The sequence below is a fragment of the Pseudocitrobacter cyperus genome, from assembly GCF_039889165.1.
Lineage (GTDB): Bacteria > Pseudomonadota > Gammaproteobacteria > Enterobacterales > Enterobacteriaceae > Pseudocitrobacter > Pseudocitrobacter cyperus.
In genome coordinates this window covers 126,883-147,353 of record NZ_JAYMYY010000005.1, presented here as the reverse complement: position 1 = coordinate 147,353, position 20,471 = coordinate 126,883, and the positions used below count along the sequence as shown (strand labels likewise).

At 55.3% G+C, this 20,471-nt stretch carries 21 protein-coding genes; 14 read left to right on the top strand and 7 right to left on the bottom strand.

Annotation, left to right across the window (positions count from 1 at the left end; genetic code table 11):
• Window positions 1–83: 83 nt before the first annotated feature.
• Window positions 84–749 carry a RadC family protein gene (radC, locus tag VSR74_RS16560; RefSeq protein ID WP_347795954.1) on the bottom strand — a complete coding sequence of 222 codons (666 nt, stop codon included), beginning with the start codon at window positions 747–749 and terminating at the stop codon, window positions 84–86.
• 174 nt (window positions 750–923) lie between these two features.
• Here radC and coaBC point away from each other — a divergent pair, with 174 nt between their 5' ends.
• From coaBC to slmA, 3 genes are all read left to right on the top strand, one after another.
• On the top strand, window positions 924–2,144 hold the full coding sequence (coaBC, locus tag VSR74_RS16555) for a bifunctional phosphopantothenoylcysteine decarboxylase/phosphopantothenate--cysteine ligase CoaBC (RefSeq protein ID WP_347795953.1): 1,221 nt from the start codon (window positions 924–926) through the stop codon (window positions 2,142–2,144).
• Window positions 2,122–2,580, top strand: a complete 459-nt coding sequence (gene dut, locus VSR74_RS16550) for a dUTP diphosphatase (RefSeq protein ID WP_015962466.1) — start codon at window positions 2,122–2,124, stop codon at window positions 2,578–2,580. Before coaBC ends, dut begins: the two co-directional genes overlap by 23 nt.
• A 151-nt stretch (window positions 2,581–2,731) precedes the next feature.
• On the top strand, window positions 2,732–3,328 hold the full coding sequence (gene slmA, locus VSR74_RS16545) for a nucleoid occlusion factor SlmA (protein WP_108476537.1): 597 nt from the start codon (window positions 2,732–2,734) through the stop codon (window positions 3,326–3,328).
• Here the strand turns inward: slmA and VSR74_RS16540 are convergent.
• From VSR74_RS16540 to rph, 3 genes are all read right to left on the bottom strand, one after another.
• Complete coding sequence (locus VSR74_RS16540) at window positions 3,325–4,284, bottom strand: reverse transcriptase domain-containing protein (RefSeq protein WP_347795728.1); 960 nt, start codon at window positions 4,282–4,284, stop codon at window positions 3,325–3,327. The two genes, slmA and VSR74_RS16540, sit on opposite strands and share 4 nt — an antisense overlap.
• A gap of 298 nt (window positions 4,285–4,582) precedes the next feature.
• On the bottom strand, window positions 4,583–5,224 hold the full coding sequence (gene pyrE / locus VSR74_RS16535; protein ID WP_347795727.1) for an orotate phosphoribosyltransferase: 642 nt from the start codon (window positions 5,222–5,224) through the stop codon (window positions 4,583–4,585).
• A gap of 64 nt (window positions 5,225–5,288) precedes the next feature.
• Window positions 5,289–6,005: a ribonuclease PH gene (rph, locus tag VSR74_RS16530; protein WP_015962461.1), complete on the bottom strand. Its 717-nt coding sequence runs from the start codon at window positions 6,003–6,005 to the stop codon at window positions 5,289–5,291.
• Between the two features lie 124 nt (window positions 6,006–6,129).
• On the opposite strand from rph, the gene VSR74_RS16525 reads away from it, so the two are divergent.
• Both VSR74_RS16525 and VSR74_RS16520 read left to right on the top strand, forming a co-directional pair.
• The gene (locus VSR74_RS16525; protein WP_347795726.1) at window positions 6,130–6,993 is read left to right on the top strand and encodes a YicC/YloC family endoribonuclease; all 864 of its coding nucleotides are present in this window, start codon (window positions 6,130–6,132) and stop codon (window positions 6,991–6,993) included.
• 208 nt (window positions 6,994–7,201) lie between these two features.
• Complete coding sequence (locus tag VSR74_RS16520; protein WP_347795725.1) at window positions 7,202–7,819, top strand: trimeric intracellular cation channel family protein; 618 nt, start codon at window positions 7,202–7,204, stop codon at window positions 7,817–7,819.
• 2 nt (window positions 7,820–7,821) lie between these two features.
• Here VSR74_RS16520 and ligB read toward each other — a convergent pair whose 3' ends face one another.
• Complete coding sequence (ligB, locus tag VSR74_RS16515; RefSeq protein ID WP_411914262.1) at window positions 7,822–9,519, bottom strand: NAD-dependent DNA ligase LigB; 1,698 nt, start codon at window positions 9,517–9,519, stop codon at window positions 7,822–7,824.
• 228 nt (window positions 9,520–9,747) lie between these two features.
• Between ligB and gmk the strand changes: the two genes are divergently transcribed.
• The 5 genes from gmk to recG are packed head-to-tail and all read left to right on the top strand — an operon-like array spanning window position 9,748 to window position 15,609.
• Window positions 9,748–10,371: a guanylate kinase gene (gene gmk / locus VSR74_RS16510; protein ID WP_015962457.1), complete on the top strand. Its 624-nt coding sequence runs from the start codon at window positions 9,748–9,750 to the stop codon at window positions 10,369–10,371.
• A 53-nt stretch (window positions 10,372–10,424) separates the two neighbouring features.
• A complete protein-coding gene (gene rpoZ / locus VSR74_RS16505; RefSeq protein WP_000135058.1) occupies window positions 10,425–10,700 on the top strand; it encodes a DNA-directed RNA polymerase subunit omega in 276 nt (91 codons plus the stop codon).
• An 18-nt stretch (window positions 10,701–10,718) separates the two neighbouring features.
• The gene (spoT, locus tag VSR74_RS16500) at window positions 10,719–12,830 is read left to right on the top strand and encodes a bifunctional GTP diphosphokinase/guanosine-3',5'-bis pyrophosphate 3'-pyrophosphohydrolase (RefSeq protein ID WP_108476544.1); all 2,112 of its coding nucleotides are present in this window, start codon (window positions 10,719–10,721) and stop codon (window positions 12,828–12,830) included.
• Window positions 12,831–12,834: 4 nt separating this feature from the next.
• Complete coding sequence (gene trmH, locus VSR74_RS16495) at window positions 12,835–13,524, top strand: tRNA (guanosine(18)-2'-O)-methyltransferase TrmH (protein ID WP_347795723.1); 690 nt, start codon at window positions 12,835–12,837, stop codon at window positions 13,522–13,524.
• Between the two features lie 3 nt (window positions 13,525–13,527).
• The gene (recG, locus tag VSR74_RS16490; RefSeq protein WP_347795722.1) at window positions 13,528–15,609 is read left to right on the top strand and encodes an ATP-dependent DNA helicase RecG; all 2,082 of its coding nucleotides are present in this window, start codon (window positions 13,528–13,530) and stop codon (window positions 15,607–15,609) included.
• Here recG and VSR74_RS16485 read toward each other — a convergent pair.
• Entirely contained in the window at window positions 15,594–16,463 is an 870-nt protein-coding gene (locus VSR74_RS16485) for a hypothetical protein (RefSeq protein ID WP_347795721.1), read from the bottom strand. The genes recG and VSR74_RS16485 overlap by 16 nt on opposite strands.
• Window positions 16,464–16,568: 105 nt before the next feature.
• On the opposite strand from VSR74_RS16485, the gene glpX reads away from it, so the two are divergent.
• The gene (gene glpX, locus VSR74_RS16480) at window positions 16,569–17,579 is read left to right on the top strand and encodes a class II fructose-bisphosphatase (RefSeq protein WP_347795720.1); all 1,011 of its coding nucleotides are present in this window, start codon (window positions 16,569–16,571) and stop codon (window positions 17,577–17,579) included.
• A gap of 94 nt (window positions 17,580–17,673) precedes the next feature.
• Window positions 17,674–18,420 (top strand): ferredoxin--NADP(+) reductase, encoded by a 747-nt coding sequence (gene fpr / locus VSR74_RS16475; RefSeq protein WP_347795719.1) that lies wholly within the window; start codon window positions 17,674–17,676, stop codon window positions 18,418–18,420.
• Here fpr and VSR74_RS16470 read toward each other — a convergent pair whose 3' ends face one another.
• Complete coding sequence (locus VSR74_RS16470; RefSeq protein WP_347795718.1) at window positions 18,421–18,840, bottom strand: DUF805 domain-containing protein; 420 nt, start codon at window positions 18,838–18,840, stop codon at window positions 18,421–18,423.
• Window positions 18,841–18,953: 113 nt separating this feature from the next.
• On the opposite strand from VSR74_RS16470, the gene VSR74_RS16465 reads away from it, so the two are divergent.
• Together VSR74_RS16465 and tpiA are read left to right on the top strand one after the other, a co-directional pair.
• Entirely contained in the window at window positions 18,954–19,547 is a 594-nt protein-coding gene (locus VSR74_RS16465; protein ID WP_347795717.1) for a DUF1454 family protein, read from the top strand.
• A 112-nt stretch (window positions 19,548–19,659) separates the two neighbouring features.
• Window positions 19,660–20,427 (top strand): triose-phosphate isomerase, encoded by a 768-nt coding sequence (gene tpiA, locus VSR74_RS16460; RefSeq protein WP_347795716.1) that lies wholly within the window; start codon window positions 19,660–19,662, stop codon window positions 20,425–20,427.
• Window positions 20,428–20,471: the final 44 nt, after the last annotated feature.

The window sequence follows — 20,471 nt, the reverse complement described above, 5'->3', positions numbered from 1 at the left end:
AAAGGTGGCGTAGTATACGCTGACCCGGCGTTATGCTCAAGTCCCGAACAGACAAAGATCCCGGTGGATCGCGTAATAATCTGCTAAATCCAGCCTCGTTCGGCAAAAGAGACATACTCGCCTCGCCCTATCACCAGGTGATCAAGGACGCGTATATCCATGAATTGGTATGATTTTACCACCCTTTCGGTAATAAGTCTGTCGGATTTACTGGGCTCGGCGCTCCCTGAAGGATGATTATGCGCAAGGATCACTGCCGCTGCGTTCACTTTGATGGCTTCTCGTACAATTTCGCGCGGGTGTACTTCCACATGGCTCAACGTACCGGAAAAAAGCCGACTATGCTTTAGCACCCGGTTTTGATTGTCGAGGAAGATAACGATAAAGACCTCACGCATCTCATCGCTAAGCTGGCTTTGCAGAAATTCACGCGTCATCTCAGGGCTCAATAACGCATGTTCAGCCTGTACGCGCAGGCTAAAGTAGCGCCTCGCCAGTTCAGCAATGCCTTTAAGTTGGGCGCACTTCGCAATCCCCATGCCATATTGCCGGGTGATTTCCTGCTCTGAAGCAGAAAGCAGCCCGTACAACGAGCCAAAGTCGTGCAGTAAATCCCGCGCCCATGTCATCACATCTTTATCTCGTGTGCCGGTGCGTAAAAAAAGCGCAAGTAATTCAATATCAGATAATGCTTCGATACCCATTTTTTGCATTTTTTCGCGCGGCATCAGCGCTTCCGGCATTTCCATAACGACATCCTCCTGACGATGAGCGCCATCCTGCCACAGCAAAGCGCAGCCTGCGCGGGTCACTTTTTACTCTTGCGTAGCCCCTCGCAAAGTGGATACTCCCTAACCGCACGACCCCGAAAGTATTGTGATAAAATGCCCAAATTCTGATGAACTCGACAGGAAAGAATCATGATGAGCCTGGCCGGAAAAAAAATTGTTCTCGGCGTGAGCGGCGGTATCGCGGCCTATAAAGCCCCCGAGCTGGTGCGCCGTCTGCGCGACCGTGGCGCCGAAGTGCGCGTTGCCATGACCGAAGCGGCAAAAGCTTTCATCACCCCGCTGAGCCTTCAGGCCGTCTCCGGTTATCCGGTATCCGACAGCCTGCTCGACCCGGCGGCAGAGGCGGCAATGGGCCACATCGAGCTGGGTAAATGGGCGGATCTCGTTATTCTCGCCCCTGCCACGGCGGATCTCATCGCTCGCGTAGCGGCTGGTATGGCCAACGACCTGGTTTCCACCATCTGTCTGGCGACGCCATCACCGGTTGCCGTGGTGCCCGCGATGAATCAACAGATGTATCGTGCGGCAGCCACGCAGCATAACCTGTCAGTTCTGGCATCTCGCAATCTGCTCATCTGGGGCCCGGACAGCGGCAGCCAGGCCTGTGGCGATATCGGCCCGGGTCGTATGCTCGACCCGTTAACCATCGTTGATATGGCTGCGGCACATTTTTCGCCTGTCAAAGATCTGCAACATTTGCACATCATGATTACGGCTGGCCCAACCCGCGAGCCATTAGATCCCGTTCGCTATATCAGCAACCACAGCTCCGGTAAAATGGGTTTTGCTATCGCTGGAGCTGCCGCACAGCGCGGCGCGAATGTCACACTCGTGAGCGGCCCGGTTTCGCTACCTACGCCCGCATTCGTTCAGCGCGTCGATGTGACGACCGCGCAGGAGATGAACGCCGCCGTTCAGGCTGGCGCGCAAAAACAGCATATTTTCATTGGCTGTGCCGCTGTCGCGGATTATCGTGCCGCCACCATTGCCGATGAAAAAATTAAAAAGCAGGACACGCAGGGCGATGAATTTATTATCAAAATGGTGAAAAACCCGGACATCGTGGCAGGCGTTGCAGCGCTAAAAACGAACCGCCCTTACGTCGTCGGATTTGCCGCCGAAACAAATAATGTGGAAGAATATGCGCGGCAAAAACGCGCCCGCAAAAACCTCGATCTGATCTGCGCTAACGATGTATCACAGGCAAATCAAGGCTTTAATAGCGATAACAATGCATTACACCTTTTCTGGCAGGACGGCGATAAACGCTTACCGTTAAGCAGCAAAGCGCTGCTGGGCCAACTATTACTGAACGAGATCGTTACCCGTTATGATGAAAAAAATCGACGTTAAGATTCTGGATCCGCGCATCGGCCAGGAGTTCCCGCTGCCGACCTATGCAACCCCTGGCTCTGCCGGGCTTGACCTGCGCGCCTGCCTCGATAGCGCTATCGTTCTGGAACCAGGCCAAACCACGCTGTTGCCGACCGGTCTGGCGATTCACATCGCCGATCCTTCGCTGGCAGCGATGATGCTGCCGCGTTCAGGTCTGGGTCATAAGCATGGTATCGTTCTGGGCAATCTGGTGGGTCTCATCGACTCTGATTACCAGGGCCAGTTGATGGTCTCTATCTGGAACCGTGGGCAAACCACCTTCACCATAGAGCCGGGCGAACGCGTCGCACAAATGATTATCGTCCCGGTCGTACAGGCCGAGTTTAATCTGGTTGAAGATTTCGATGCCACCGAACGTGGCGAAGGCGGCTTCGGCCACTCCGGGCGTCAGTAACCGGATCTGTAGCCATCCCGCCTGCGCGGATGGCTACATTTGAACGCATCCCACAACGCCATAATGCAAAAACATCACCGCAAATTCGGATTTGCGGCCGCTGTGTGGATGTCTGCCTGACGAGCATTTATTTTCAGGGGTATTTTAGAACATGGCAGAAAAGCAAACTGCGAAACGGAATCGTCGCGAAGAAATACTTCAATCTCTGGCGCTGATGCTTGAATCCAGTGATGGTAGCCAACGCATTACTACGGCAAAACTGGCGGCCTCCGTCGGTGTCTCCGAAGCGGCGCTCTATCGCCACTTTCCCAGCAAAACACGCATGTTTGATAGCCTGATTGAGTTTATCGAAGATAGCCTGATCACCCGCATCAACCTGATTTTAAAAGATGAAAAAGATACCACTGCGCGTTTGCGTTTGATTGTTCTGCTAATCCTCGGGTTTGGCGAACGTAACCCTGGCCTGACGCGTATTCTCACCGGTCACGCACTGATGTTTGAGCAGGATCGCCTGCAGGGGCGCATCAATCAGCTTTTCGAGCGCATTGAAGCCCAACTGCGTCAGGTGCTGCGTGAACGCAAAATGCGCGAAGGGGAAGGCTACGAGACGGATGAAACTCTGCTGGCAAGCCAGTTGCTCGCCTTTTGTGAAGGAATGCTCTCCCGCTTCGTGCGCAGTGAATTTAAATATCGCCCAACCGATGATTTTGACGCGCGCTGGCCGTTAATGGCCACCCAACTTCGCTAACAAGACTCAGGCAGAGCAATCTGCCTTGTCATCTGCTGCACGTCACGCAATGCCTGTCTGAATACGCAATCGTCCGGGTTGACCTGTAGCAGCCAGGCCATTTTTCCCTGCAAACTCTGAAGGTAGCGCAGAGCCGATTCTGGCGGCAGACCGCGGCGGCGGAGATGCGACTCAACGCCAAATTTCCGACAGAAATGCACTTCCTGGCGCAACAATCGGCGCTGTTCGCGGGCAAGTTGCAGCTTTTCGTTCACCACGATGCCCGTTACCGTCTGCTGTTTATGGGCCGGTATATGCGCGGTTTTACGTTTATTCAGCCGTAGCCCAAGCTCAGCCAGTAGCGCTGCGGCTTTATTACGCACCTGCCGGGCAGAAAACTCGCCGGAAAAGGTCATATCGTCGCAGTAACGGGTATAAACAATCCGACGCTCCTGACACCAACGCCCCATCCGTTCATCAAAACTCAGCATGACCAGGTTCGAGATCGCCGGCGAGGTGGCCGCACCCTGCGGCAACGCATCGCGATAGCAGCAAAGATGCGTCAGCATCGTCACTACGGCGTTGGGTAATGTGGTCTGGCGGAATACCCGCCATACCTGTAACCAACTAATATTTTCGAAGAAACTTTCTATATCAAGCTTCAAAATCTGTGGTTGATGAAGATGGGGCCGCGCGTTGTGAACGACGGTACTACCAGGACGATAGGCCATTGCAAAGGGTGAAACCGGGAAATGTACGAGCACATTCTTTAGAATATTACGCTGTACGGTTTTGAGCAGATAATCAGGCGCCAGGATCTGCCGTTCACCGCCGTTGCGCTTCGACAAAACGATGGTTCGGTAATGCTTCGACGTGCTGTTGCTGAGCGCATACAGCCTGCGAATCTCTTCGTTAGCGCTCCAGCCCGGAGAGCTAAATAAGTCCAGCGCCAGAAGGCAAACCCGGGTCGCATCCATTCAACGCTCCACATCGCTGAGATAAAGTGGGCGCCAACAGCGGCGATACTCGAAAACCATCCCGAAGGCGTGGAAATGTACTCAGCGCGCCAGCGCGTGCACGTGAAACGTGCCGGGGTACAATGGAACGACTTTGGGTATATGAGTGAACTGCGGGCGTTAAGTCGGCGACTCGCCGACCCTTCTGGATAATTCCAGAAACGCTATCGCCACTGCTGACACGAAAAGCATAGCAGGGCGCTGCGCGAAAAACTATTCGGCATATCACGCTGCGGGCGGATACCCGCAGCCTGATGAATCAGACGCCGTAAGCTTCGCGGTAGGCGCGAACCGCCGCCAGATGTTCCGCCATCTCCGGTTTTTCTTCCAGATACGCAATCAAATCTTTCAGCGTAATGATAGAGATAACCTTGCAGCCGTAGTCGCGTTCCACTTCCTGAATCGCGGAGATCTCGCCGCGGCCACGCTCCTGACGATCGAGCGAAATCAGCACGCCAGCCAGTGATGCGCCATTCGCCTGAATAATCTCCATCGACTCACGAATCGCGGTACCCGCGGTGATCACATCATCAACCAGCATCACGCGCCCCTGAAGCGGGCTACCAACAAGGCTTCCACCCTCGCCGTGATCTTTGGCTTCTTTACGGTTAAAGCAGTACGGCAGGTCACGGTCATGGTGTTCGGCCAGTGCCACGGCGGTGGTGGTGGCAATCGGAATCCCTTTGTAGGCTGGGCCAAACAGCAGGTCGAAATCAATTGCGGAATCGACCAGCGCCTCGGCGTAGAAGCGGCCTAACAACGCCAGATCGCGCCCGGTATTAAACAGCCCGGCGTTGAAGAAATAGGGGCTTTTACGCCCGGATTTCAGCGTAAATTCGCCAAACTTCAGTACCTGCTTGCTAAGCGCAAATTCAATAAACTGGCGCTGATACGGTTTCATGGATTCGCTCCTCACTTACTTTTCTACGGACAAAAAAAAGGCGACTCATCAGTCGCCTTAATAATCAGTTTTCCAGCGCCGCCTTCTGCGTCGCTACAATGGATTCGATACCCCCTCGGGCCAACGCCAGCAAGGTGAGTAACTCTTCGTGGCTGAACGGCTCGCCCTCTGCGGTGCCCTGCACCTCGATCATGCGGCCGTCTTCCATCATTACGACGTTCATGTCAGTTTCTGCCGCGGAGTCTTCAACGTACTCAAGGTCGCAACGCGCTTCACCATCGACAATCCCGACTGACACCGCCGCGACCATGCCCTTCATTGGGTTGGTTTTCAGTTTGCCAGCAGCGACCAGCTTATTCAGCGCATCGGCCAGCGCCACGCAGGCTCCGGTAATAGACGCGGTGCGGGTACCGCCATCGGCCTGAATGACGTCGCAGTCAAGGGTAATGGTGAACTCGCCCAGCGCTTTCAGATCTACCGCCGCACGCAGCGCACGCGCGATCAGACGCTGAATTTCCATGGTGCGACCACCCTGCTTGCCCTTTGCCGCTTCACGCGCGTTACGGGTGTGAGTGGCGCGCGGTAGCATGCCATATTCTGCAGTGATCCATCCCTGGCCCTGGCCTTTCAGGAAACGCGGAACGCTCTCTTCAACAGAGGCGGTGCACAGGACTTTGGTTTCACCGAATTCGACAAGCACGGAGCCTTCAGCGTGTTTTGTATAGTTACGGGTCAGGGTGACGGGACGCACCTGGTTGGCGCTACGGCCTGCTGGACGCATGATAAATCTCCGGCTTAAAACGAATGTGGCTGCGCATTATACGGACTTCCGGCTGTTATTCCTATCCTGCCAGGAGAGTGAAAGCTATAATCCCCCCATCACTCCTTTAAAAACAGGAACGTCTATGATCCGCAGTATGACCGCCTACGCCCGCCATGAAATCAAGGGCCAATGGGGCAGCGCCGCCTGGGAACTGCGCTCAGTGAACCAGCGTTATCTTGAAACCTATTTCCGCCTGCCAGAGCAATTTCGCAGCCTGGAGCCGGTTGTACGCGAGCGCCTGCGTTCCCGTCTGACGCGCGGTAAAGTCGAATGCACCCTGCGTTTTGAGCCCGATGCCAGCGCTCAGGGTGAGCTCATTCTCAACGAGAAACTGGCTAAGCAACTGGTTAACGCCGCAAACTGGGTAAAAATGCAGAGCGACGAAGGCGAGATTAATCCGGTTGATATTCTGCGCTGGCCAGGCGTGATGGCGGCACAGGAACAGGATCTCGACGCGATTACCGCTGAAATCCTTTCAGCGCTCGATAACACGCTGGACGCCTTCATTATCGCCCGTGAAACAGAAGGTCAGGCGCTGAAGGCGCTGATTGAACAGCGTCTGGAAGGTGTCAGCACTGAAGTCGCCAAAGTGCGCGCGCACATGCCAGAAATTCTGCAATGGCAGCGTGAACGCCTGGTGGCAAAACTGGAAGATGCTGAAGTTCAACTGGAAAACAACCGCCTCGAGCAAGAACTTGTGCTGATGGCGCAGCGCATCGACGTTGCCGAAGAGCTCGACCGTCTGGAAGCGCACGTTAAAGAAACCTATAACATCCTGAAGAAGAAAGAGGCCGTTGGCCGTCGTCTCGACTTTATGATGCAGGAATTTAACCGCGAGTCGAACACCCTGGCGTCGAAATCCATCAATGCCGATGTGACGAACTCTGCCATTGAACTTAAGGTTCTGATTGAGCAAATGCGCGAGCAGATTCAGAACATCGAGTAATCGGTATTCCGTTGGCCCACCTCGCGTGGGCCACTTTAGTTTTCCTAAGCTAAAATTATCTTATGAAAATGCTCCAACCCCGCTAAACCTCAAACAAACAAAATTCATCCATTATTTTTTCTAATCCAAACCACTTCACCTTAGAAAATCTCAATCGTGACGCCGCACACAAATCGCTACCCTTCCGCCATCAATTTCGGGGGCGCTTATGTTACTGCACGTTCTTTACCTTATCGGGATTACCGCCGAAGCCATGACAGGCGCGCTGGCCGCCGGGCGTCGACGCATGGATACTTTTGGCGTGATCATCATCGCCACGGCTACCGCACTGGGCGGTGGGTCGGTGCGCGATATTTTGTTAGGCCACTACCCGCTGGGTTGGGTGAAGCATCCGGAATACGTCATTATTGTGGCGACAGCGGCGGTGTTGACGACCATCGTGGCCCCGGTAATGCCCTATTTGCGCAAACTGTTTCTGGTGCTGGATGCGTTGGGCCTGGTCGTGTTCTCTATCATCGGCGCGCAAATCGCGCTGGATATGGGCGAAGGCCCGGTTATCGCCACCATTGCCGCGGTAGTCACTGGCGTATTTGGCGGCGTGCTGCGCGATATGTTCTGTAAACGCATTCCCCTGGTTTTCCAGAAGGAGCTATATGCAGGCGTGTCGTTTTCCGCCGCCGTGCTCTATGTCGCCCTGCAACATTATGTCAGCAACCAGGATGTGGTCGTGATTGCCACTCTGCTTTTTGGCTTTACCGCGCGGTTGCTGGCACTGCGCCTGAAACTGGGGCTACCGGTGTTCTATTACAAACACAACGCGCACTAATTTCAGAATCCGGGGATTTTCTGGCTGGCGAGCCATTGCGTCAGTCGGGAAATATCCGGGTGATGTACTGCCTCAACCATGAGCTTCGCGCGCTTGTTTCCCATACCGGGCAGATCTTGCCACCCCTTCTCATCACGCGCTGCTATCTCTTCCCAGCGATGATCCGCCAGTGCATCCAGCGCAGCCTGATTAAGCGGTAAGCCGAATGCCATAACCCAGCGTTTAAATGGCTGCTGTCGAACCAGGTCAAACCGATGCCATAACTGTGCTGCCCTGGACGGTGAGAGCCCAGGCGTACTTTGCAACTGTTCCGGCGTCAGCGTCAGCCATGAGAAGAGATGCGCAAAAGGGTGCGCCTGATGCAGCGTCTGCCAGCCCGCGCGCCCAAGACCATCAATATCGAAAACTGCCTTTGACCCCAGCCACTCCAGCCGTGCCATAAACTGCTCTTCGCAACCGGGCGTGGCGTAAAAGCAGGTGAGTGCATGGTACTTCTGCACGGGAGGAACAGGCTTCGTGCGCTGTGTGCCGCGCCAGACCACGCGATCAATGCGGGGGATCCCCTGCCCGGCGAGGCTAATCAATACCTGATCTCCCGCGGCGATATCCAGTGTTTGCCAGCGCCCGACAGAACCAATATTCACCCGCCGCACCTGTTTATCATCCAACGTTACCGGCAGCAGTTGCGCCACTACGGCAATTTTCCCGGTGCGCCCTACCGTAAAGCTGACGCCTTTGACCTCGGCTACCTGGGATACCGGTTCATATTTCCAGGCGGCAACCCAACTGCCCTGCGTGGGTAGCCAGTGCTTACCTTCCGGCTCATTGGCTGAGCGGATCACCACACCATCAGTAACGAACGGCAGCGGCGAACTAAACCAGCGCTCGCGCCAGCGGGCGACCTCTTCCAGGCGAGCCACCTTCTGTGAATAGCGTTGCGCTAACGGAAACCCTGCCTGACTTAGCAGCGCCAGCCGTTCTTCCATCTCCTTAGGCCCATCCGGCCAGGCCCAGATAAATATGCCGAGATTAGCCAGCGTTTTGCTTTCCCGCTGGCGCATTAGCGCCCCGGCAACTTTGGCTCGCGCATTCATCCCCCCCATCTGCTTCTGGATGTGTCCGTCACGTTGCACAAAGATTTCGCCTTGTATAACGCTCTCGCTTAGCCTTCCCGACACATTTTGCGGAATAGCAGGGATATGGCGCACTTTCTCTGTCCAGTCCTCACCTTTCAGACCATCTCCACGACTGATAGCCTGCTGCAATCGCCCCTGGCGATAAACCAGCGTCACTGCGACGCCATCGACTTTAGGTTGTACCCAGAGATCCCGCTGGCCTGCCATCCACTGATTCACCGCCCGCGCATCCGCCAGTTTATGTACCCCCGTGTGCGCAACCGGATGCCTCACCCCGGAAGCCAGTATCGGCGGCGTACTTTCACCGCGCTCATCGTAACCAAAACAGCGCCGCCACTGACCCAGCCGCGCGGATAGCTGATCGTAGACGCCATCACTCACCTCACTCACCCCTTGTCGCCAGTAGTCATCATTCCAGCGTGCGATTTGCGTCGTTAACTGTGCAATTTCCCGCTCCGCCCGTGCGGGAGCCCAGGCAGGGCAAGTCGCCTGAGCCCCCGTTACGATTGCAATTAACAGCAGTAGTATCCTTTTCACTTTCGCCCCTCCTTTTGCGCTGTGCATCCGTTGTACCGCCAGGCGAAAAAGAGTGCTAACGGGTAAAACGTATTCTCCGGGGACGGTTCCGCAGAATTTGATTTATTGCAGCAACGGGTAATGAAATCAGGAAACTGGCACGCAAAATGAAAGAAACCAGCGCAAAAAGTGTGACAAAGACTACGTCACGATGCGCCGACGTGTATAATAAGCCCGTATGTAGAACTTCATTGCTGGCAACATACACAGACACTCATGGCTCAAGGCACGCTTTATATTGTTTCTGCCCCCAGTGGCGCAGGTAAATCCAGCCTGATTCAGGCTTTATTGAAAACCCAACCGTTATACGACACTCAGGTTTCTGTTTCGCATACCACGCGCGCGCCGCGTCCGGGTGAAGTACACGGTGAACATTATTACTTTGTGAATCATGACGAATTTAAAACCATGATTGGCAGAGACGCGTTTCTTGAACATGCGGAAGTGTTCGGTAATTACTACGGCACTTCGCGCGAAACCATTGAGCAAGTGCTGGCAACGGGCGTCGATGTGTTTCTTGATATCGACTGGCAGGGCGCGCAGCAAATTCGCACTAAAATGCCGCATGCGCGCAGCATATTTATTCTGCCACCGTCCAAAATTGAGCTGGATCGCCGCCTGCGTGGCCGCGGCCAGGACAGCGAAGAGGTGATCACCAAACGAATGGCGCAGGCAGTTGCAGAAATGAGCCATTACGCGGAATATGATTACCTGATCGTGAACGACGATTTTGATACCGCGTTAGGCGATCTGAAAACGATTATCCGCGCTGAACGTCTGCGCATGAGCCGCCAAAAGCAGCGACATGACGCTTTAATCAGCAAACTATTGGCAGACTGAACCCACTTTCAGTATCATGCCCAGTCATTTCTTCACCTGTGGAGCATTAAAGTATGGCACGCGTAACTGTTCAGGACGCTGTAGAGAAAATTGGTAACCGTTTTGACCTGGTACTGGTCGCCGCGCGTCGCGCTCGTCAGATGCAGGTGGGCGGAAAGGATCCGCTGGTACCGGAAGAAAACGATAAAACTACCGTAATTGCACTGCGTGAAATCGAAGAAGGTCTGATCAACAACCAGATCCTCGACGTGCGCGAGCGCCAGGAACAGCAAGAGCAGGAAGCCGCTGAATTACAGGCCGTTACCGCTATTGCTGAAGGTCGTCGTTAATTAAAAAGCGGGTCGCCCTTGTATCTGTTTGAAAGCCTGAATCAACTGATTCAAAACTACCTGCCGGAAGATCAAATCAAACGTCTTCGGCAGGCGTACCTCGTTGCACGTGATGCTCACGAGGGCCAGACACGTTCAAGCGGTGAACCCTATATCACCCATCCTGTAGCGGTTGCCTGCATTCTGGCCGAGATGAAACTCGACTATGAAACGCTGATGGCGGCGCTATTGCATGACGTGATTGAAGATACCCCTGCCACCTACCAGGACATGGAACAGCTTTTTGGTAAAAGCGTCGCCGAACTGGTAGAAGGGGTGTCGAAACTTGATAAACTCAAGTTCCGCGATAAGAAAGAGGCGCAGGCCGAAAACTTTCGCAAGATGATTATGGCGATGGTGCAGGATATCCGCGTCATCCTCATCAAACTCGCAGACCGTACCCACAACATGCGCACGCTGGGCTCACTCCGCCCGGACAAACGTCGCCGCATCGCCCGTGAAACCCTCGAAATCTACAGCCCGCTGGCGCACCGTTTAGGTATCCACCACATTAAAACCGAACTCGAAGAGCTGGGTTTTGAAGCGCTGTACCCTAACCGTTACCGCGTGATTAAAGAGGTGGTGAAAGCCGCGCGCGGCAATCGTAAAGAGATGATCCAAAAAATCCTCTCGGAAATCGAAGGGCGTTTGCAGGAGGCGGGAATACCGTGCCGCGTCAGTGGTCGCGAGAAACATCTTTATTCGATTTACTGCAAAATGGTGCTCAAAGAGCAGCGTTTTCACTCGATCATGGATATCTACGCCTTCCGCGTGATCGTCAATGATTCCGATACCTGTTATCGCGTACTCGGCCAGATGCACAGCCTGTACAAGCCACGCCCGGGGCGCGTGAAAGATTACATCGCCATTCCAAAAGCGAACGGCTATCAATCTTTGCACACCTCGATGATCGGCCCGCACGGCGTGCCGGTTGAGGTTCAGATCCGTACCGAAGATATGGATCAGATGGCGGAGATGGGTGTTGCCGCACACTGGGCTTATAAAGAGCACGGCGAAACCAGCACTACCGCACAAATCCGCGCCCAGCGCTGGATGCAGAGCCTGCTGGAGCTGCAACAAAGCGCCGGTAGCTCGTTTGAATTTATCGAGAGCGTTAAATCCGATCTCTTCCCGGATGAGATTTACGTTTTCACACCGGAAGGGCGTATTGTCGAACTGCCTGCCGGTGCAACGCCTGTCGACTTCGCTTATGCGGTGCATACCGATATCGGCCATGCCTGCGTGGGCGCGCGCGTCGACCGTCAGCCTTACCCGCTGTCGCAGCCGCTCTCCAGCGGCCAAACCGTCGAAATTATTACCGCACCTGGCGCTCGCCCGAATGCCGCGTGGCTGAACTTTGTCGTCAGTTCGAAAGCGCGAGCTAAAATTCGCCAGTTGCTGAAAAACCTCAAGCGTGATGATTCCGTGAGTCTGGGTCGCCGTCTGCTCAACCACGCGTTGGGCGGCAGTCGTAAGCTCGCGGAAATTCCACCAGAGCACATCCAGCGTGAACTTGACCGCATGAAGCTCACTTCGCTCGACGATCTGCTGGCTGAAATCGGTCTTGGCAACGCCATGAGCGTTGTTGTCGCGAAGAACCTGCAACAGGGTGAAGCCACGCCTTCGGCACCGGGTGCTTCCGGCCATGCGCATCTGCCTATCAAAGGCGCAGATGGCGTACTGATCACCTTCGCAAAATGCTGCCGCCCCATTCCTGGCGACCCCATCATTGCTCACGTCAGTCCGGGCAAAGGCCTGGTTATCCACCATGAGTCCTGCCGTAACATCCGTGGCTATCAGAAAGAGCCTGAGAAGTTTATGGCCGTTGAGTGGGATAAAGAGACGGAGCAGGAATTTATCACCGAAATTAAGGTGGATATGTTCAACCATCAGGGTGCGCTGGCCAACCTGACGGCGGCAATCAATACTGCGACATCCAATATTCAGAGCCTGAATACCGAAGAGAAAGATGGCCGCGTATACAGCGCCTTTATCCGCCTGACCGCGCGCGACCGCGTACATCTGGCGAATATCATGCGCAAAATTCGCGTAATGCCGGACGTCATTAAAGTCACACGTAACCGAAACTAGTTTTATGAACTCTAAACGTTATGCGCGTATCCGCGAGATGCTCGCCAGGCGACAGCCTGACCTGACCGTCTGCATGGAGCAAGTCCACAAACCTCATAACGTTTCAGCGATTGTGCGCACCGCTGACGCCGTGGGCGTGCATGAAGTTCACGCCGTTTGGCCAGGCAGCCGCATGCGCACTATGGCGTCGACCGCGGCGGGCAGCAACAGTTGGGTTTCGGTGAAAACGCATCCGACGATTGGCGAGGCGGTTTCGCATCTGAAAGGGCGTGGCATGCAGGTGCTGGCGACCAATCTCTCCGATAAAGCAGTCGATTTTCGCGAAATCGATTATACCCGTCCGACCTGTATTTTAATGGGTCAGGAGAAAACCGGCATCACTCAGGAAGCGTTAGCACTCGCAGACCAGGACATCATCATTCCGATGATCGGGATGGTGCAGTCGCTCAACGTTTCTGTGGCCTCCGCGCTGATTCTGTATGAAGCGCAGCGCCAGCGGCAGAACGCCGGTATGTACCAGCGTGAAAACAGTATGCTGCCGGACGACGAACAACAGCGCCTGCTGTTTGAAGGCGGCTATCCGGTGCTGGCAAACGTCGCGAAGCGCAAAGGCCTTCCCTACCCACACGTCAACGATCGCGGCGAGATTGAAGCCGATGCAGTCTGGTGGGCCACCATGCAGGCCACGAGGTAATCCATGCAAGGCCGCCTGTTAGATGCTGTTCCGCTCAGTTCGCTAACGGGCGTTGGCGCAGCACAAAGTCAGAAGCTCGCCAAAATTGGCCTGCACACAGTGCAGGATCTGCTGCTTCACCTGCCGTTGCGCTACGAAGATCGCACTCATCTCTACCCTATCGGCGAACTACTGCCAGGCATCTATGCCACGGTAGAGGGCGAGATTCTCAATTCAAACATTACCTTCGGCGGCCGCCGTATGATGACCTGCCAGATTAGCGACGGCACGGGCATCCTCACCATGCGTTTCTTCAACTTTAACGCGGCGATGAAAAACAGCCTTGCGACCGGGCGACGCGTGCTGGCCTACGGCGAAGCAAAGCGCGGCAAATTTGGCGCGGAGATGATCCACCCGGAATACCGCGTACAGGGCGATCTGAGCACGCCAGAGTTACAAGAAACACTGACGCCGGTTTATCCCACGACAGAAGGCATCAAACAGGCGACGCTACGCAAACTCACCGACCAGGCGCTGGATTTACTCGACACCTGCGCCATTGCCGAACTGCTGCCACCCGAACTGGCACAGGGCATGATGAGCCTGCCGGAAGCGTTGCGTACCCTGCACCGCCCGCCGCCTTCACTTCAACTTAGCGACCTGGAAACCGGCAAGCATCCGGCCCAGCAACGTTTAATTCTGGAAGAGTTACTTGCCCATAACCTGAGCATGCTGGCGCTTCGTGCCGGGGCTCAGCGCTATCACGCCCTGCCGCTCAGCCCGCAGGGCGAACTGAAAAGCCGTTTCCTTGCTTCACTGCCGTTCAAACCGACCGGCGCGCAAACGCGTGTAGTGGCGGAGATAGAACACGATATGGCGCTGGATATTCCCATGATGCGCCTGGTGCAGGGTGATGTGGGCTCCGGTAAAACGCTGGTTGCCGCGCTGGCGGCATTGAGGGCGATTGCTCATGGCAAGCAGGTGGCACTGATGGCGCCAACCGAACTGCTCGCCGAACAGCATGCCAATAACTTCCGCAACTGGTTTGAGCCGCTCGGTATCGAAGTGGGCTGGCTCGCCGGGAAGCAGAAAGGAAAAGCGCGTCAGGCGCAGCAGGAAGCAATTGCCAGCGGCCAGGTGCAGATGATTGTCGGCACCCACGCGATTTTCCAGGAACAGGTGCAGTTTAACGGCATGGCGCTGGTGATTATCGACGAACAGCATCGTTTTGGCGTCCACCAGCGGCTGGCGCTGTGGGAGAAAGGCCAACAGCAGGGCTTCCATCCCCATCAGTTAATTATGACCGCCACGCCCATTCCGCGAACGCTGGCAATGACCGCCTATGCCGATCTTGATACCTCGGTGATCGACGAACTGCCGCCGGGCCGCACACCAGTCACCACCGTCGCGATCCCGGACACGCGCCGCAGCGATATCATTAACCGTGTGCGCCACGCCTGCACCGAAGAGGGGCGTCAGGCTTATTGGGTCTGTACGCTGATTGAAGAATCAGAACTGCTGGAAGCGCAGGCGGCGGAAGCCACGTGGGAAGAGTTGAAACTGGCGTTGCCTGAACTGAACGTCGGTCTCGTACACGGGCGCATGAAGCCCGCCGAGAAACAGGCGGTGATGCACGCCTTCAAGCAGGGCGACCTGCATCTGTTGATCGCCACCACGGTGATTGAAGTGGGCGTCGATGTGCCCAACGCCAGCCTGATGATTATCGAAAATCCGGAACGTTTAGGCCTTGCGCAACTTCACCAGCTACGTGGCCGCGTGGGCCGTGGCGCGGTGGCGTCCCACTGCGTTCTGCTCTACAAATCGCCGCTTTCCAAAACGGCGCAAATGCGCCTGCAGGTGCTGCGCGACAGTAACGACGGCTTCGTGATTGCGCAAAAAGATCTCGAAATTCGCGGCCCGGGCGAACTGCTCGGTACACGCCAGACGGGCAATGCTGAGTTCAAAGTGGCGGATTTACTGCGCGATCAGGCGATGATCCCCGAAGTTCAGCGCATCGCCCGCCACGTTCATGACCGTTATCCACAGCAGGCCACCGCGCTGATCGAGCGCTGGATGCCGGAAACGGAACGTTATTCCAACGCGTGACCTGACTCGGCACGAGACAAGTCCAGCAGTAGGTCTTCAATTTGAATGGTGATGATATCGCGAGCCTCCTGCGCGTCGCTCGCGATACGCGCTGCCATTGCGCCTTCCGGTTCATCTCGCAATCTTTCGGCAGCGGCCTGAGCCCCAGCCAGTAAAGTATCAGGCGTTAACACCCCGCGTAAAAACGCGCGATTTTCCGCCGTCCACGCATGTTCATCGCTTAGCGGGTGATACCATAAGCGCGGCTCGTCCGGCCAAAGTGGATTGTCACCTTCCGGATAGATAAGGTAAGCGGCGTACTGAAGCGCACAAATGGCTCTGCCCGGTGTTTCCAGCGCCCACCACTGCGTCCAGATAGCGCGTATCACCGCAGCCGCACCGCCCAGGCCATTGTAAGTGGCCAGCCATCCGCAGGGATGCCGATCAAAGCTGCGGACGTTATCCATTTGCGCCAGCATCGTCTCAATCAAAAAGTGACGAACTTTTTGACGCTGTTGGCTATCCATCATCTCTTGCCACAGATAAGGCCGTCGCAGCGCTTTCAATAACGACTCTTCAAAATAATCACCATAGCCGTCATCCATCAGCACTTCATGCCACTCAGCAAGACACAGGGGAAAGAGATAGCGAAACAGTTCTGGCTGCATCGGTTCGTGATAAACCAGATTTAATACGTAATAGCAGCCTAGTTGATGCCCCGTAATCTGCTGCCACGGCGTCTTTGCCAACTCACGCAACGATTCCGTATCGTAATCGAACTCCGGCTCCCAGACGTACTGCACCGGCGGCTCATCCTGAAAGATGGCCCGGCATCGTTCGCGCAGCGTTGGCTCCTGCACTTTTCTCCGTTTCATAAAGCCTCCCTAATTTTTCCACACAGGATACACCCGTCATTAATAGGGCTGTCTGGTGCCGCTGTGCTAAACTTCGCGCAATTTTTCTTCTGAAACGAGTTTGCTATGAGACGAGAACTGGCTATCGAATTTTCGCGCGTTACCGAAGCGGCGGCGCTGGCAGGTTACAAATGGCTGGGGCGCGGCGATAAAAATGTCGCTGACGGCGCGGCGGTAAATGCGATGCGCATCATGCTCAACAAGGTCAACATCGATGGCACCATCGTCATTGGCGAAGGCGAAATCGACGAAGCACCGATGCTCTACATCGGCGAAAGCGTCGGTACGGGTAAGGGCGATGCGGTGGATATCGCCGTTGACCCGATTGAAGGCACCCGTATGACCGCGATGGGCCAGGCGAACGCGCTGGCGGTACTGGCGGTGGGCGATAAAGGCTGCTTCCTGAACGCGCCGGATATGTACATGGAGAAGCTGATTGTCGGGCCTGGCGCAAAAGGCGTTATCGACCTCAATAAGCCGCTGGAAGAGAACCTGCGCAACATCGCAGGTGCGCTGAATAAGCCGTTTGAGGAACTGACGGTCACCATTCTGGCGAAGCCGCGCCACGATGCGGTGATTGCCGAGTTGCAGAAACTGGGTGTGCGCGTGTTCGCCATTCCTGATGGTGATGTCGCGGCGTCCATTCTGACCTGTATGCCGGACAGCGAGGTCGATGTCCTTTACGGTATCGGCGGCGCGCCGGAAGGCGTGGTCTCTGCGGCGGTTATCCGCGCGCTGGATGGCGATATGCATGGCCGCCTGCTGGCGCGTCATCACGTGAAAGGCGACAGCGAAGAGAACCGTCGCATTGGTGAGGACGAACTGCGCCGCTGTCATGAAATGGGCATCGAAGCCGGGAAAGTGCTGACGCTGGATGATATGGCGCGCAGCGACAACGTCATTTTTTCCGCCACCGGGATCACCAAAGGCGACCTGCTCGACGGCATCAGCCGTAAAGGGAATATCGCCACCACCGAAACGCTGCTGATCCGCGGTAAATCGCGTACCATTCGCCGCATTCAGTCGATTCATTATCTCGATCGCAAAGACCCTGAGATCCAGAATCACATCCTGTAAATCATTTGTTCAATTGAGCTTTCCAGCCCATCAGGGCTGGAAATCTTCTCCTGACGCGGCGAAGATAGAACAATAACGCGCAGAGGAGACGATCATGGCAGACTGGATAACAGGTAAAGTCACGAAGGTGCAGTTCTGGACTGATGCACTGTTTAGCCTCACCGTTCATGCCCCCGTTAATCCCTTCACCGCAGGGCAGTTCGCCAAGCTGGGGCTGGATGTCGACGGCGAGCGTGTACAGCGCGCCTATTCTTACGTTAACGCCCCCGGCAATCCCGATCTTGAGTTCTATCTGGTCATCGTGCCAGAGGGAAAACTGAGCCCACGTCTGGCCGCACTTAAACCCGGTGATGACGTGCAAATCGTCAGCGAAGCCGCTGGATTCTTCGTGCTGGATGAAGTACCCGACTGTGAAACCCTGTGGATGCTGGCAACCGGTACGGCAATTGGCCCGTATCTGTCGATTTTGCAGGAAGGAAAAGATTTAGAGCGCTTTAAGAATATTGTGCTGGTTCATGCTGCGCGCTTTGCTGCTGACCTGAGCTATCTGCCGTTGATGCAGGAACTTGAAAAGCGTTACGAAGGCAAGCTGCGCATTCAGACGGTCGTCAGCCGCGAAACCGTAGAGGGATCGCTCACCGGGCGTGTTCCGGCATTGATTGAAAGCGGTGCGCTGGAAGAAGCAATCGGGCTGCCGATGAGTGCCGAAACCAGTCACGTAATGCTGTGTGGTAATCCACAGATGGTGCGTGATACCCAGCAATTGCTGAAAGATACCCGCCAGATGACCAAACATCTGCGCCGCCGCCCAGGCCATATGACGGCGGAGCATTACTGGTAATCAGCGGTATTTCACTTCCTGCGTATCTTTACCGTATTTGTTTTCCCCCTGGGTGCCGACAAACGCACCCAGGTCAATCAGCATCATTACGATAATCAGCGTCGGAATGAAGCGCCCGACGCCCCATTGCCAGACGCCCGGCAACATCGCCCAGTTGCCTGCCAGCAGCATCCACGCCAGCACCATCAGCAGCGCCCAGATCCCCGATTTACCGCGATCGTGCAGGCGTTTCACCGTGACCGCCGCCGTTGGCCACAGCAGGCAAACCAGAATAAACGCCGCGGTCTGAATAGTGAGCATCTCGCCGCCAGCCAGCGTGAACAGAATCACCATCGCCAGCAGCCAGATTCCCATCCAGATCCAGAAGTCGCGGCGACCGATGCGGCCCTTAATTGAAAACAACCATTGTTGTAGGGTCATGTCTGATTCCTTATTCTCATCATGCGGCGTAGTGTACCCTGAAACCCTCTCTTTTTGACAAGCGAGCCCGTTCCCGTTTTAATCGTCTGCTGGAGAATATGAGGACGACCAACATGACGAAGTGGATCTCTGTGAGTCTTGCAGGCTTAATCGCCCTGAGCGTCGGCCGCTTCGCCTGTGCCGTTGAGTCTCCCGATGCCACGGCACCCTATCTCCTCTCCGGAGCACCTACCTTTGATCTCTCCATCAGCCAGTTCCGCGAACGGTTTAATATCGATAACCCAACGCTGATACTCAGTGAGTTTCGTTCAATCTCCGCCAGCCGCGACAAGCTCAATCTGACGCGCGCGGCGAGCAAAATTAACGAGAATCTGTATGCGTCCACCGCACTGGAGCGCGGAACGCTGAAAATCAAGTCGATGCAGATAACCTGGCTGCCCATTCCCGGCCCTGAACAGAAAGCGGCGAAAGCCAAAGCGCTGGAGTATATGACGGCCGTGCTGCATCTGTTCACGCCTACGCTGACTAAAGCGCAAAGCCAGCAAAAACTGCAAAAGCTACTGGCTCAGGGCAAAGGAAAGCATTACTACACCACCAGCGAAGGCGCGATTCGATATGTTGTCGCCGATAATGGCGAAAAAGGGCTGACCTTCGCTGTTGAACCGATTAAGCTGGCGCTATCTGAAAATCTTGAAGGAGGCGAATAAATGATAAAAAGCAAAGCCTTCAGGATGAACACTCTCTATACTGATTCACAGACCATGCTGCCCTCCCGGGCGGCCATATTCCTTAATTCGCTAACAAGCGTGGAGAATTAAAATGCGACATCCTTTAGTGATGGGTAACTGGAAACTGAACGGCAGCCGCCACATGGTAAACGAGCTGATTGCTAACCTGCGTAAAGAGCTGGCTGGCGTTGCAGGCTGCGGCGTAGCCATCGCACCACCAGAACTGTACATCGATATGGCGAAACATGCCGCAGCCGGTAGCCACATCGCACTGGGCGCGCAGAACGTCGACCTGAACCTGTCTGGCGCATTCACCGGTGAAACCTCCGCAGAAATGCTGAAAGATGTCGGCGCGCAGTACATCATCATCGGTCACTCTGAGCGTCGTACTTACCACAAAGAGTCTGACGAACTGATCGCCAAAAAATTCGCTGTGCTGAAAGAGCAGGGTCTGACTCCGGTTCTGTGCATCGGTGAAACCGAAGCAGAAAACGAAGCGGGCAAAACGGAAGAAGTTTGCGCACGTCAGATTGACGCAGTCCTGAAAACGCAGGGCGCAGCAGCATTCGAAGGCGTGGTTATCGCTTACGAACCCGTATGGGCAATCGGTACTGGCAAATCTGCAACCCCAGCTCAGGCTCAGGCGGTTCACAAATTCATCCGTGACCACATTGCTAAAGCTGACGCCAAAATCGCGCAGCAGGTTATCATCCAGTACGGCGGTTCCGTTAACGCGAGCAACGCAGCAGAACTGTTCACCCAGCCGGACATCGACGGCGCGCTGGTTGGCGGCGCATCCCTGAAAGCAGACGCTTTCGCGGTGATCGTTAAAGCAGCAGAAGCGGCTAAACAGGCTTAATGTTGTTATCCCCTCACCCTCTCCTGCAAGGAGAGGGTGAGGGG